The sequence below is a fragment of the Chryseobacterium sp. BLS98 genome, assembly GCF_001045445.1.
Classification (GTDB): Bacteria; Bacteroidota; Bacteroidia; order Flavobacteriales; family Weeksellaceae; genus Chryseobacterium.
In genome coordinates this window covers 290,568-304,360 of sequence record NZ_LFNF01000005.1, presented here as the reverse complement: position 1 = coordinate 304,360, position 13,793 = coordinate 290,568, and the positions used below count along the sequence as shown (strand labels likewise).

General features: G+C 36.9%; 14 protein-coding genes. All 14 read left to right on the top strand.

Annotated elements, in window-relative coordinates:
- Positions 1 to 85: 85 nt before the first annotated feature.
- The 14 genes from ACM40_RS18735 (at position 86) to ACM40_RS18670 (ending at position 13,728) form a co-directional block, all read left to right on the top strand.
- Positions 86 to 1,246: a methylmalonyl-CoA mutase family protein gene (locus tag ACM40_RS18735; protein ID WP_117614891.1), complete on the top strand. Its 1,161-nt coding sequence runs from the start codon at positions 86 to 88 to the stop codon at positions 1,244 to 1,246.
- Positions 1,247 to 1,322: 76 nt separating this feature from the next.
- Positions 1,323 to 1,694, top strand: a complete 372-nt coding sequence (locus ACM40_RS18730; protein WP_048504518.1) for a GxxExxY protein — start codon at positions 1,323 to 1,325, stop codon at positions 1,692 to 1,694.
- Positions 1,695 to 1,829: 135 nt separating this feature from the next.
- Positions 1,830 to 2,870, top strand: a complete 1,041-nt coding sequence (locus tag ACM40_RS18725) for a class I SAM-dependent methyltransferase (RefSeq protein ID WP_083996904.1) — start codon at positions 1,830 to 1,832, stop codon at positions 2,868 to 2,870.
- 136 nt (positions 2,871 to 3,006) lie between these two features.
- Positions 3,007 to 3,672 (top strand): OmpA family protein, encoded by a 666-nt coding sequence (locus ACM40_RS18720; RefSeq protein ID WP_048504304.1) that lies wholly within the window; start codon positions 3,007 to 3,009, stop codon positions 3,670 to 3,672.
- A gap of 77 nt (positions 3,673 to 3,749) precedes the next feature.
- Positions 3,750 to 5,129: a dipeptidase gene (locus ACM40_RS18715; protein WP_048504303.1), complete on the top strand. Its 1,380-nt coding sequence runs from the start codon at positions 3,750 to 3,752 to the stop codon at positions 5,127 to 5,129.
- A 138-nt stretch (positions 5,130 to 5,267) separates the two neighbouring features.
- The gene (locus ACM40_RS18710) at positions 5,268 to 6,185 is read left to right on the top strand and encodes a T9SS type A sorting domain-containing protein (RefSeq protein ID WP_048504302.1); all 918 of its coding nucleotides are present in this window, start codon (positions 5,268 to 5,270) and stop codon (positions 6,183 to 6,185) included.
- A gap of 277 nt (positions 6,186 to 6,462) precedes the next feature.
- On the top strand, positions 6,463 to 7,368 hold the full coding sequence (locus ACM40_RS18705) for a T9SS type A sorting domain-containing protein (protein ID WP_048504301.1): 906 nt from the start codon (positions 6,463 to 6,465) through the stop codon (positions 7,366 to 7,368).
- A gap of 243 nt (positions 7,369 to 7,611) precedes the next feature.
- The gene (locus tag ACM40_RS18700; RefSeq protein ID WP_048504300.1) at positions 7,612 to 8,316 is read left to right on the top strand and encodes an SDR family oxidoreductase; all 705 of its coding nucleotides are present in this window, start codon (positions 7,612 to 7,614) and stop codon (positions 8,314 to 8,316) included.
- Between the two features lie 152 nt (positions 8,317 to 8,468).
- Positions 8,469 to 9,215 (top strand): electron transfer flavoprotein subunit beta/FixA family protein, encoded by a 747-nt coding sequence (locus ACM40_RS18695; RefSeq protein ID WP_048504299.1) that lies wholly within the window; start codon positions 8,469 to 8,471, stop codon positions 9,213 to 9,215.
- A 44-nt stretch (positions 9,216 to 9,259) separates the two neighbouring features.
- On the top strand, positions 9,260 to 10,207 hold the full coding sequence (locus ACM40_RS18690) for an electron transfer flavoprotein subunit alpha/FixB family protein (protein ID WP_048504298.1): 948 nt from the start codon (positions 9,260 to 9,262) through the stop codon (positions 10,205 to 10,207).
- A gap of 167 nt (positions 10,208 to 10,374) precedes the next feature.
- The gene (locus tag ACM40_RS18685) at positions 10,375 to 10,974 is read left to right on the top strand and encodes a bifunctional nuclease family protein (RefSeq protein ID WP_048504297.1); all 600 of its coding nucleotides are present in this window, start codon (positions 10,375 to 10,377) and stop codon (positions 10,972 to 10,974) included.
- A 19-nt stretch (positions 10,975 to 10,993) separates the two neighbouring features.
- Positions 10,994 to 12,376 carry a nucleoside permease gene (locus ACM40_RS18680; RefSeq protein ID WP_048504296.1) on the top strand — a complete coding sequence of 461 codons (1,383 nt, stop codon included), beginning with the start codon at positions 10,994 to 10,996 and terminating at the stop codon, positions 12,374 to 12,376.
- A 115-nt stretch (positions 12,377 to 12,491) separates the two neighbouring features.
- The gene (locus tag ACM40_RS18675) at positions 12,492 to 13,046 is read left to right on the top strand and encodes an RNA polymerase sigma factor (RefSeq protein WP_048504295.1); all 555 of its coding nucleotides are present in this window, start codon (positions 12,492 to 12,494) and stop codon (positions 13,044 to 13,046) included.
- Positions 13,012 to 13,728 carry a hypothetical protein gene (locus ACM40_RS18670; protein WP_048504294.1) on the top strand — a complete coding sequence of 239 codons (717 nt, stop codon included), beginning with the start codon at positions 13,012 to 13,014 and terminating at the stop codon, positions 13,726 to 13,728. Before ACM40_RS18675 ends, ACM40_RS18670 begins: the two co-directional genes overlap by 35 nt.
- The last annotated feature ends 65 nt before the right edge of the window (positions 13,729 to 13,793 follow it).

Here is a 13,793-nt window from a genome sequence, read left to right as displayed (position 1 = left end):
AATTGTCAGCGGGCCAATAGTCAATGATTAAAACTTCACCATTGACCTGCGAAGCAGAATTCACCATTCACCTAATTAAATGCCAATGTCAGCAGATATACTTCCAAACTGGGAAAATTTAGTAAAAAAACAACTGAAAACAGAAGACATTTATTCCATTTTAAAGAAAGAAAACCTTGAGGGGATTGATGTAAAACCTTTTTACAGTGAAGTTCAGAAACCGCTGGCCAACCTGCCGAAAGTGGAAGAAAACACCCATCTTGTAGCCAGATATCATGAAAGTTTGGAAGAAGATGTTTTTGCCTTTATTTTAGACCATAACGTCGAAAACCTTGAACAGAAAACAATCTTTGTAAACAATAAAGACCTTGCCGGCCACATCAGCCCGAAGGAAGAAGATCAGTACTTTTCCCTGATTGATGTTTTTAATGAAAATGAGGGAAATATTGATGACCAACTGACAAAGGAGCTTTTATCAAAAGATTTCAGGAGAAACATCTGTGTTGATATCTCACTTCATCAGAATGCGGGAGCTGCCATCTATCAGCAGCTTGGAATTGCATTGGCAAAAGCTAAAGAGCTTATTGAAGTTTATGGTCCTGAAATTTTAAACAAACTAATCTTCAGGATTGCTGTCGGAGGAAACTATTTCTTTGAGATGGCTAAATTAAGGGCTTTTAAGATCGTTTTTAACCAGCTTTCCAGAGAATATGGGTTAAATGAAACACCCTACATTTTTGCAGAAACATCTTTAAGAAATAAAGCGGCTGCCGATAATGAAAATAACCTGATCCGTTCAACCTTAGAACTGGCTTCTGCCATGATTGCAGGGGCAGATGCTGTTTTCAGCAATAATTATCTGGTGAACAGAAGTACTGATAATTCCGAAGAGATCTCTTTTAAGCAGCAGATTGTTCTGGCTTACGAAAGTATCATCAATGTATTTGAAGATGCATCGAATGGAAGCTATTACGTTGAAGATATTACCCGTCAGATGGCTGAAAAATCCTGGGCATTGTTTGTTGAAATAGAAGAGGCAGGAGGGTATCTTGAGCTTTTGAAACAGGGAATCATTCAGAAAAAAATCTATGACCATGCCGTTGCAGAGCAGAAATGGGTAGAAGAAGGAAAAATAAAGCTGATCGGAGTGAATTTATATCCTAAATTAGACGTTAAAAGGTCAATTGAGGATCTTTACAGCGAAAAAGAAATAAAAGCCGTACGTTGGGCTGAAATGTTTGAATAAGTATTCATCAGTTTGATGCCACGAATGCCCGAATATATTTTATTAAATTTGTATTCAGGCACAAATGGATTATCAGATGAATATTATTTATAAGGAAGAGTCATATCGGATTGTTGGGATTTGTATGGAAATTCACAATTATTTAGGTCATGGACTTTCTGAAATTGTTTATAAAGAAGCATTGGAAATAGAATTCCGAAAAGCTGGATTATTCTATGAAAGAGAAAAAGAATATGAAGTAGTTTATAAAGGAGTCGTTCTTCCGCACAAATTTTATGCAGATTTTGTAATTAATGAAAAAATTATTTTGGAAATAAAAGGCAAAAGTCAGATTGTGGATGCTGCTTTAGCCCAGACAATTAATTATCTAAAAGTTTCTGAAAATAAATTGGCATTGATTGTTAATTTTGGAGAATTAAAATTAAATTATAAAAGAATCATTTTATAAGCAGTAACTATTTAAAATAAAGTATTCGTGCATTCGTGGCATTCCAATCTAGAAATCCAAAACTATATCAATGCAAATCTAAACACAGGCCTGCATTCTTTATTATTAAAAAAATCCCCGTTTCCAGAGGTTTCCATGCAGGAAATTGTCCAGCAGATCAAAGGAAAGCAGACTGCCCAGAAGAAATTTCCGTTTCTGCTGAAAGATGGCATTATTTTTCCGCCTCAACTTAATTTAGAGCAGTCTTCTTCAGAAGCTACGGCGCTCTATAAATCGCAGATCCTCAAAGGAAATAGATTCGTGGACCTGACCAGCGGTTTTGGGATCGATGCCTATTATCTGTCCAGGAATTTCAAGGAGGTGACTCTTGTGGAACAGAACTCTGAATTACTGGATATAGTAGAACATAATTGGGAGATTTTAGGCAGAAAAGCATCTTTTATCAATCAAAACCTGGAAGACTTTCTGAGGACGAATAAGGAATATTTTGATGTTATTTATTTAGATCCTGCAAGAAGAGACCAGAACAAAAATAAAGTCTTTCTGCTGGAGGATCTTTCACCGGACATTCTGCAGATCAAAGACGCTCTTCTTGCCACAGCAGATCAGGTAATTGTAAAACTTTCGCCGTTAATCGATTTGAAATACCTGATTTCAGTATTGCCGGATATTTTCAGAATAGAAATCATAGCTGTAAAAAATGACGTAAAGGAAGCTGTCATTTTTTTGTCCAATGAAAAGAGAGATGGGGTTAAAGTAAATTGTACTAACCTTGAGAGTGGGGAATCTGATTTTACGTTCGCATTTGGAGAGGAGGAAAATGCTCAGGCAGTATATTCTGAACCTGAAAAGTTCATATATATTCCCAATAACAGCATTTTAAAAGCTGGAGTTTTCAATCTGATCTCAGAAAAATTCGGCGTTAAGAAACTTCATCCGAATACCCATATCTATACCTCGGCTCAAAAAGCTGACGGTTTTCCCGGAAGGGTTTTGGAAATGGAAGCGGTTGAATCCAAGCAGATTAAAAAGAAAGAACAGTTTAATATCATTTCAAAGAATTATCCCTTAAAACCTGATGATATCAAAAAGAAATATGCAATAAAAGATGGTGGGGACAGCTATCTTATTTTTACACAATCCAAAAAAGGTAAAATAATTTTAAAATCAGTATAAAAATGTTGCCGAAAAAAGCAGGATTTCTTACTTTTGGGCAATCAAAAATTAAGCATGAAATCGCTTGCTGTAAAAATCATTGAAACAGACTGAAATAATGCGATTCCATATGACCTTAAAAAAATAAATTTTGCATATGAAAAAATTAATTATATGTTTAGCTGTTGCAACAGTAGCCGTAAGCTGTAAAAAGATCCAGGCAGGAGGAAACAAGAATACTCTGAAACTGGAAGAAGGAATAGAAAGATATTCCGATGATGTACAGGTAGGAGGTGAAGCACACGGTCATGAAGCTGCTGCAGGACATGGTTCTGAACATGCTGAGAAAAAATCTCAGGTTTCTATTGATTTGAATGGAGTTGCCCTGAAAGGTTTTGCCAACGGAATGGAAGACAGCATGGTAAAGTACCTGAAGTCAGGTCAATATGCTTCTGCAACTGAAGACGGATTAAAATCTGTATGGTATGATTTCGATAATGTGAACTTCAAAATAGGTTCTGCCAATCAATTGGAAGCAGGTTCTCAGGAGCAGCTGGATAATCTGGCTAAGATTCTGAAAGCTTACCCGGATGCAAAAATTAAAATTGGAGGTTATACTGATAAAACCGGAGATGAACCTAAAAATGTGAAATTATCTCAGGACAGAGCCAATTTCATTAAAGCTCAGCTTACAAGCTTAGGTGCCGGTGGGCAGATCGTTTCAGCAGAAGGATACGGAAGCCAGTTTGCTAAAGTAGACGCGAAAGCATCTGATGCAGAAAGAGCGTCTGACAGAAAAATGTCTGTAAGATTTACAAAATAATTTAAATATAATAAAGTATATGAATGTCTTGCTCAAGCAGGGCATTTTTTTTATTTTTAACGAAACAAATTTTTACAATGCAAGAGACATTAAATTACATCAGCGAAAACAAACAGCGTTTCGTGGATGAATTATTTGAGTTATTGAGAATTCCTTCTATTTCTGCAGATCCGGCTTATAAAAATGATGTATTGAAATGTGCGGACGTCGTTGCAGAACATCTTAAAAATGCAGGTGCCGATCATGTTGAAGTATGCAAAACAAATGGCTATCCCATCGTTTTCGGAGAAAAGATTATAGATAAAAACCTTCCTACGGTACTTGTGTACGGGCATTATGATGTACAGCCTGCCGATCCTTTGGAATTATGGAAAAAACCGCCTTTTGAACCCTATATTGAGAAAACAGAACTTCACCCTGAAGGAGCCATCTTTGCCAGAGGTTCAGCAGATGATAAAGGGCAGTTTTTCATGCATGTGAAAGCTTTTGAAGCTATGATGAAAACAAACTCACTTCCTTGCAACGTAAAATTCATCCTTGAAGGAGAAGAGGAAGTAGGATCTGTGAGTCTGGGAGATTTCGTTAATGAAAATAAAGAAAAACTGTCTTGTGACTGTATTCTTATCTCTGATACCCACATCTACAGCAATGAACAGCCTACTGTAACTACAGGTTTAAGAGGTTTGAGCTATGTAGAAGTGGAAGTGGAGGGACCGAACAGAGATCTTCATTCAGGGCTTTACGGAGGAGCGGTTCCAAACCCTATTCACGTGCTTTCCAGAATGATTGCCAAGCTGATTAATGAAGACGGACATATTACCATCGATGGGTTCTATGACAATGTAGAAACCGTATCAGATGCTGAAAGAGCAGATATGAACAAGTTGAAGGATAATCCCGAAGAATTCAAGAAATCTATCGGTCTTAACGGAGTGGAAGGTGAGAAGGGCTATACAACGCTTGAAAGAACCTCTATCCGTCCTACTTTAGACTGCAATGGGATCTGGGGCGGATATACAGGAGAAGGAGCTAAAACCGTGATTCCTTCCAAAGCTTCCGCTAAAATATCAATGCGTCTGGTTCCTTATCAGACTCCTGAAGAAATTACAGAAAAATTCACGAAATACTTTGAAAAGATCGCTCCTGAGAACGTGAAAGTAAAAGTAACTCCTCACCACGGAGGAATGCCGTATGTTTTACCAAGTGACACCAAAGAATTTTTAGCTGCTAAAAAGGCGATGGAAACTGCTTTTGGTAAAGAAGTTCTTCCTTACAGAAGCGGTGGAAGTATTCCGATCACGGCAATGTTTGAAAAAGTGTTAGGGGCTAAGTCTGTATTAATGGGCTTTGGACTGGATTCAGATGCAATTCACTCACCGAATGAACATTACGGGCTGTTCAATTTTTATAAAGGAATTGAAAGTATCCCGTTATTCTTCGAAAATTATTCTAAATAATTAATATTTTATAAGCATAATTCATAAAGCGTTCCAACATCGGAGCGCTTTATGCTTTTTTATGATAATATTGCTATCAAATGATATTTTTTTTGATAATCTATGTGTTTATTTTTAGTTCAACCTAAAAATAAGACTATGAAAAAAATCTACCCTTTCACACTCTGCTTGTTTTCAGCATTTTCCTTTGCCCAGCAGATGGTTTCTTTTGAATATTTAGACGGCTTTCATACCGGAGATATTCATGGCCAGGGGACTTGGATCAGTACCCCAACAGGAGATGTGCCTCCCAATGTGCTCAATCAGACCGTCTGTACAGATACGGCAACAGATGGAGCCAATTCCCTGAAAATAGTAAAGGAAAATACATATGGAACCCAGTCTATTCCTATAATCGGAGCATTTGATAATCTTCCCGTATTGCTTCCTCATCATGGTTTTACCGTCTCTTTTGATATGAATATGTCCCAGCTCAATGGATCCATTTTTAGCTTTCAGGGAGTAAGCAGCGCTGAAGAGAAATATATTGTGAGACTTGATTTTGATAATACCGGTAATATTAAAATTTTGAAAACAATTTCTGGCATGCCTGTAATGGAACCTGCCTTAGGAACATGGCTTCCGAATGTATGGTATCAGATAAAGGTAGTAGGCACACCAGCGGATATTAAATACTATCTGAATGGGGTTTTAATCTATTCCGGTACAGCAGCAGAGTCAATGGATATAAACCAGCTTCGCTTTGTACATGATAACGCAGACGGATCAGCCTATATTGATAACATTAAGGTATACAATCAGGCATTGTTATCTGCAGCAGACGGTGATGTGAATAGAAAAACTGTAGAAGTGTATCCAAATCCTGCCTCAGATTTTATTAAGATAAGTTCTTCAGGTAAAATAAAAAGCATACAAATCTATGACACAGCGGGCAAAAGAATTCAGGCAGAGTTGGAAAATAATAAAATAGACATTAGAAATCTTCCTCCGGGAACTTATCTGATTAATGTAAAAGCTGAAAAAGGTAATTTTTCCGGTAAGTTTATTAAGAAATAATGTAGAGGGTTCATTTTCTTGTATTTAGAATAATTTTTGCTTATTCCGATAGATGTTTTTGTGTTTTGCAATATTTATAGTTAAAATATTTTATATAAGTTTGTTTTTTAGAAAAATCATTTATATTTTGTATTTTTAACAAAAATGGTGTAAATGGTATATTTTAATATTTTTGGTCAAAATCTTAACTTATGTTATTGAATTACAGGAATATTTTTTTAAATTAGAATAAAAGTTCTATATTTACTAGACTAATTAATAATGAAAAAATAATATCATGAAGAAAATTTTACTATCTGCTGCATTATTTGGTTTTCTGCTGGGTAATGCTCAAATGAATTACAGTTTTGAGACATCTCAAGGATTTAATACAGGAAATATTGCCGGTCAGGGCGGTTGGGGCGGTACTGCAGCAACACATATTGCAGTGGTTACAACAGAGCAGGCTAAGCCTGGAACACAGTCATTGAAAATTACTGGTAATAATGGAACCAATCATGCCTCAGCAGGTGCTATTAGCCCTACAGTAACTGTAAACGGACCTATTGTAACTGTGTATTTTAATGCCTATTTCACAACGTCCGCTACGGCAGGAGATGAATGTGATTTCTTCTTTTCTCCGCAATCACCTGCTCAAAGTACAATCAATGCTAGGATGAGATTTGATTTCCAGAACAATATTCAAGTGATTGATATGGATCCGTTGACTCTTCAGCTTGCTTACATTGATACAGGGATAAACTTTACCAGAAATGCATGGAATACGTATAAAATACAATTGGATTTTACAAATAACGAGGCAAAATATTATCAAAACGGAACATTGATCTATACCGGAGTAGTGGCAGGAGGTACTATGGTTGGGAATATAGCGATTACCAATGATAATTATAACAGTTCAGCTTATTTCGATGGAATTCAGGTCGTGAGTGGTGTACTGGGCACTTCTGAAGCAACGAAAAAAGTAGACTACAAAATGTATCCTAACCCGACTTCCGATTTTGTGGTAGTAGAATCAAAAGACAAAATAAATTCAATTGCAGTTTATGATTTTGGTGGCAAAAAGCTGGATACACCAGTTTCAGACAACAAAGTGGATTTAAGAAAATTACCTGCCGGAGTATATATTCTGAATATTGAAACATCTAACGGAAAAGTAACCGAAAGAATTGTAAAAAAATAAGATAAATAACTCTTAATGATATAACGCTCCAAACAAATCGGAGCGTTTTTTTTTATTTTAAGGGTCAGAGAAAATTATGAAATTGTTTTAAACGTGTTTTACTAAAAAAGTATAATAATCTGTACAAATCGGTAATTGATCTGACTAAATTCATTAAAAAATAAACTACTGATAAATCTTAGTATATATAAAGCGCTTCAATTGAAGCGTTTTTGTTATTTTAGGGAATTAAAATTTAAGAGTATGCCGGAAAATAAAGTAGCTTATATAACAGGAGGAACCAAAGGAATAGGTTTCGGAATAGCCAGGATATTATTGGAGAATGGTATTTCGGTAGCATTTTCAGGACGCAAAAGAGATGATGTGGAGAAAGCAGAAGAAGACCTTAAAAGATGTTCGGAGAATGTTCTGGGAATTGTTTCAGATGTGAGAAATCTTGAAAGTGAAAAAGAAGCTGTAAAATATACCGTCGCAAAATTCGGAAGGCTGGATTTTGTGATTGCCAATGCGGGCCTGGGAATATTTAAACCCGTGGATGAGCTTTCTGCCCAAGAGTGGAATGATATGATAGAAACCAACCTCACAGGTGTTTTTTATACATTAAAAGCCTCTGTAGAAGAACTGAAAAAGACAGAAGGTTATTATATCACGGTTTCAAGTCTTGCCGGTGCCAATTTCTTTGAAAACGGAACAGGCTATAATGCTTCTAAATTCGGGGTAGTAGGATTTACCCAGGCTGCAATGATTGATCTCAGAAAATACAATATCAAATCTACCGTCATTATGCCGGGATCAGTAGCTACAAATTTTAACGGAAACATCCCTTCAGAAAAAGACAGCTGGAAGATTCAACCTGAAGATATGGGAAATCTGGTGCTCGATATTTTAAAAATGAATCCCCGTGTTCTGCCCAGCAAGATAGAGTTTAGGGCAACCAAACCAGCCTGATGAATGCATTTAATGTATTGAATAGTAAAAAAATAAGTATTATGCATGCATAATATATTTTTTAATTATATTAGCAACTGTAAAATATAACAAAATCTCAGCATAGAACGCTATGTTTTTATGCACAAAAGGGAAAAAATAAAATAGTACACATGAAAATATTAGTTTGTATCAGTAGTGTTCCGGATACTACTTCCAAAATTAACTTTACGGCAGATAAATCTGCTTTCGACAAAAATGGAATCCAGTGGGTTATTAATCCATTAGATGAATTTGCATTGACAAAAGCGGTTAAACTTCAGGAAACTCAGGGTGCAACTGTAACAGTGATCAATGTAGGAGATGCTGCTACAGAACCTGTCATAAGAAAAGCATTGGCTATAGGTGCCAACGATGCGGTGAGAGTAAATCTGGATCCTAAGGACAGCTATTCTACGGCAAAAGAAATTGCTGCTGTAGCTCAGAATGGCGGATATGATCTTATTCTTTGCGGGAAAGAATCCATCGATTACAATGGAGGATCTGTACCGGGAATGGTGGCTCAACTATTGAACCAGCCTTTCGTGAATGCATCTGTAGGTTTAGACGTAAACGGAAGTGAAGCTACTGCAGTAAGAGAAATTGAAGGCGGAAAAGAAACTATATCAGTAAAATTACCTGCCGTAATCGCAGGACAAAAAGGTTTGGTAGACGAAAAAGATCTTATCATCCCGAATATGAGAGGAATTATGTCTGCAAGAACGAAGCCTTTACAGGTTGTAGAGCCTGCTTCTTCTGAAGTGAAAGTTCAGGGAGTATCTTATGACAGCGTGCCGCCAAGAGCTGCTGTGAAAATGGTTTCTCCTGACAACCTGGACGAATTGGTAAGATTACTTCACGAAGAAGCTAAAGTAATCTAACAATCTTTTAATTCTTAAATTTTTTAATCTTTAAATTTAAAAAAATGGCAGTATTCGTATACGCAGAAAATATAAACGGAGTTTACAAAAAAGCAGCTTTGGAAGCAGTTTCTTATGCTAAGGCAATTGCAGATCAGGCAGGAGATACCGTTACGGCAATCTCTGTAAACCCAACGGATTCTTCAGATGTATTGTACAAATATGGAGCATCAAACGTTATCAATATCAAAGATGATGGTCTTAAAAACTTCTCGGCAAAAGCCTATGCACAGGCTGTAAGTGAAGTGGCAGACGGAAATACTATTGTTTTCCCTCACACTACAGACGCCTCTTCTGTAGCTCCTATGCTTGCGGTAATGAAGAACTATTCTCTAATTACCAACGTTTTGGAAGCTCCTGAAAGCCTTTCTCCGCTCCAGGTGAAAAGAAGAGCATTTTCCGGAAAAGGGTTTATGCATGCAAAGGCCGAAGGAAATGGGGTGATCATCACAGTTTCACAAAATGCTTTCGGGGTAAAGGAAAGTGCAGTATCAGGCTCTGAAGAAGTTAAAAACTTATCAGTAGCGAATGAAGATACTAAAGTGATTTCTCACGAGCAGAGTTCAGGTAAATTAGACCTTAAAGAAGCTGAAATTGTTGTTTCTGCAGGAAGAGGGATGAAAGGTCCTGAAAACTGGGGAATGATTGAAGATCTGGCTAATGTTCTTGGTGCTGCTACAGCATGTTCCAAACCGGTTTCTGATATCGGATGGAGACCTCATACGGAGCACGTAGGACAGACAGGTAAAGCCATTTCACCTAATCTTTATATTGCAGTAGGTATTTCAGGAGCTATTCAGCACCTGGCCGGGGTAAACTCTTCTAAAACTATTGTAGTGATCAATAACGATGCTGAAGCACCGTTCTTCAAGTCTGCCGATTATGGAGTAGTGGGAGATGCATTCCAGATCATTCCTGCATTAACGGAGAAGATCAAAGCAATTAAAGGATAAAAAAGTCAATAGTGAATTTCGCTTAGCAACTCAATGATCAATTGTAATTGACACGAAGTAATTCACGATTCACAATTCACCAATAAATAAAAGTTCGGGCTTTTCCGGGCTTTTATTTTTGCGTAAAAACTGAAATCACAATAAAAAATTAATCTATATTTGTAGCTATGGATTATAAACAGCTAATTATTCGCGGAATATCGTACAGCCAGACCCAATCGGGGGCTTACGCTTTGTTACTGGAACATGAAGAAACACATATAAAATTACCTGTTGTTATAGGAAATTTCGAGGCCCAGTCTATTTCGCTGGGACTGGAAAAAGACATCCATCCACCCCGTCCCCTTACTCACGATTTATTTACAAAATTTATAGTTTCTGCCCATTATGAATTGGTTTCAGTAATTATTTACCAGATCGTAGACGGCGTATTTTTCTCCAATATTAATTTCAAAAATAAAGCTAATAACGAAGAACTGATCCTGGATGCAAGGACTTCTGATGCGGTAGCGATGGCAGTTAGATTTGATGCGCCTATCTTTACCACCCAGCAGGTACTTAATGAAGCGGGAATTCTTCTTGAGCTGGAAGACGTTTCAAAAGAAGAACAACCGTTCTCTGAAACTGTACAGTCTGAAGATAATTTAAAAGCCGTATCTATGGAGGAACTTCAAAAATTGCTTGAAGAAGCCGTAAAAGAAGAAGATTTTGATACTGCTTTGGAAATTCAGGAAGAAATTAAAAGAAGGAAGAAAAGAATTGATTAAGAGATACTTTATATAAACTATGAATTTAAAATTACGACTTACCATCCTCAGCTTTCTCCAGTTTTTTGTTTGGGGAGCCTGGCTGATTACGATGGCTAATTTTTGGTTCGGCACAAAACATTGGGACGGAGCGCAGTTTGGAGCCGTTTTCGGAACAATGGGGATTGCTTCCATTTTTATGCCGACTATTACAGGAATTATTGCCGACCGTTGGGTAAATGCGGAAAGAATTTTTTCGACTTTACAAATTTTGTATGGTTTGGTTCTTTTCTTTTTGCCTCATACGGAAACTCCTGATTCTTTTTACTATGTAATGCTTGTGGCAATGTGCTTTTATATGCCGACAATTGCCCTTGCAAACTCTATCTCTTATACTGTTTTAAAGAACAGTAATCTGGATGTTGTTAAAGATTTTCCCCCGATTCGTGTTTGGGGAACAATAGGTTTCATTGTGGCAATGTGGGTGACCAATCTTACAGGAAATAAAGCTACTGAAGGCCAGTTTTACATTGGAGGAGCGGCAGCTATTATTTTGGGAATATATGCATTAACCTTACCGAAATGCCCGCCACAGAAATTAATAGATAAAAATACCCCTCTGGTCGAACAATTAGGACTGAATGCATTCAAACTATTCGGGAACTATAAAATGGCGTTGTTCTTTGGGTTTTCAATGCTTTTGGGAGCAGCCCTTCAGTTGACCAATGCTTATGGAGATGTTTTCTTGAGTGAGTTTTCTCATTTCCCTAAATATGCAGATTCATTTGTAGTTCAGAGATCGACGATTGTGATGTCTATTTCCCAGGTTTCTGAAACCTTATTTATTCTGGCAATTCCTTTCTTTTTAAAGCGATACGGAATTAAAAAAGTAATGCTGATTTCAATGTTTGCATGGGTATTGAGATTTGGGTTCTTTGCATATGGTACTCCTGACGGATATGGAGTTTCATTGATCATTTTATCATGTATTGTTTATGGGATGGCTTTCGATTTCTTCAATATTTCGGGATCGCTTTTCGTGGAAACAACTACTGATAAAAAAATCCGTTCTTCCGCACAGGGATTATTCATGATGATGACCAATGGTTTCGGGGCTTATTTCGGAAGTAATATTGCAGGTTGGGCTATTGATAAGTTCTTTACGCACAAATTTACAAATGCAGCAGAATTATCGTCTTATCTGGATACAACACCCGATAACCAGAGTTTTTTAGAGATTCTTAAAAATACATTCAATGCTGCTGTAAATGCAGACGGTACGTTATCATCTGCAGTAATGCTAAGAGACTGGCCAAATATCTGGCTGGCTTTTGCGACATACGCTTTGGTTCTTGCCATTCTTTTTGCATTTTTGTTTAAACACAAACATGATCCGAAAGATGTAGCGAACGTAAATCATTAATTTTATTACATTGATTATTAAAATATTACATTGCACTTTTGAAAAAAAGTGCAATTTTTTTTATTTTCAGGCAACCTTTTATAATAAATTCCGTCTTATGGATAGAAACTGATACATGGAGAACCTTGAAAAGAATTTTTTACTGGCAAAAAAACAGGATCGGATGGCCCAGAAGGCTCTCTATGAAATGTTTTCAGCGAAAATGCTTGCCATATCAAATTCTTATACAAACAACCTCCATGATGCAGAAGATATTCTGGTGAGTGCATTTATGAAATGTTTTACCAAACTGGATGAATGCAGGGACTGGAAAAGCTTTCCGTTCTGGCTGAGGAAAATAGTTGTAAATGATTCTATAAGCTTCGTCAGGAAAAACAGGAATATCCTGTATGCAGATATAGAAGTGGCAGATGATTATTCTGATGGAGGTCTGGATGAAAGTCTTGAACACATCAATCTGGAAGAGATATTCTCGCAGATGCCGGCAGGGTACAGGCTGATCTTCAACCTGTATGTCTTTGAAGAAAAAAAGCATCAGGAAATTGCAGAAATCCTGAATGTTTCAGAAGGTACCAGCAAAAGCCAGCTTAGCAAAGCAAAGAAATGGCTTGCAGAATTTTTAAAAGCAAAAGAAAATGAAAAAAGAAATACTGAAACAATTAAAATCTGATTACGAAAGACTTGAAATAAGGCCTTCTGCAGATCTTTGGGACAGGATAGACCAGAATCCGGAGAAAACACCGGAAACGGTATCCAAAACGTCTTTTCAGTGGTGGAAATACGCTGCTGCCGTGCTGGTATTGATTTCTGTAGGTACGCTTATCTATTATAACAGATCCGGAAATGAATTTAATTATAAAAAGACAGATTATATCGTTAAGCAGGTTCTGGAAGAAACAACAAGCCCTGTAAAATCTGATCCCGGAAACCAGCCTGTTATTTTAAATGAAGAACCTGCTCAGGAAGTTGTGAAAATTGTCAATGAAGATCATCAGCAAATAAATTCTGAAGAAGTTTTAACTCCGAAAAAAGAAAAAAAAGTAACTGCTCTCCAAAATTCAGAACATAAAGAACAGCAGATTGTAGTTAATCAGTCTGAAAATAAAATAATTGACCAGGTAAAAACGGAGGATGTCACTAGTCCCAATCCACCTGTAGTTGCAGAAGTTCAAAGGCCAAAATCCAGTTATATCAATGCAAATGAGCTTCTTCAGGGTAGAGAATTTGATAAAAACCGTGCAAAAGCAGATAAAGACGACCATAAATTCGGAGTGATCCGTTTTAATAAAGTAGTTCCAACTGTAGGTAACGTGACTGTTTTAGGGGTGACCGTTTACCTGGACTCCAAATAAATCTGAAAATTTCATAAAATAAAAGTACTGTCCTTGAACAAGGTCAGAGCCAGAATATTGTCTAA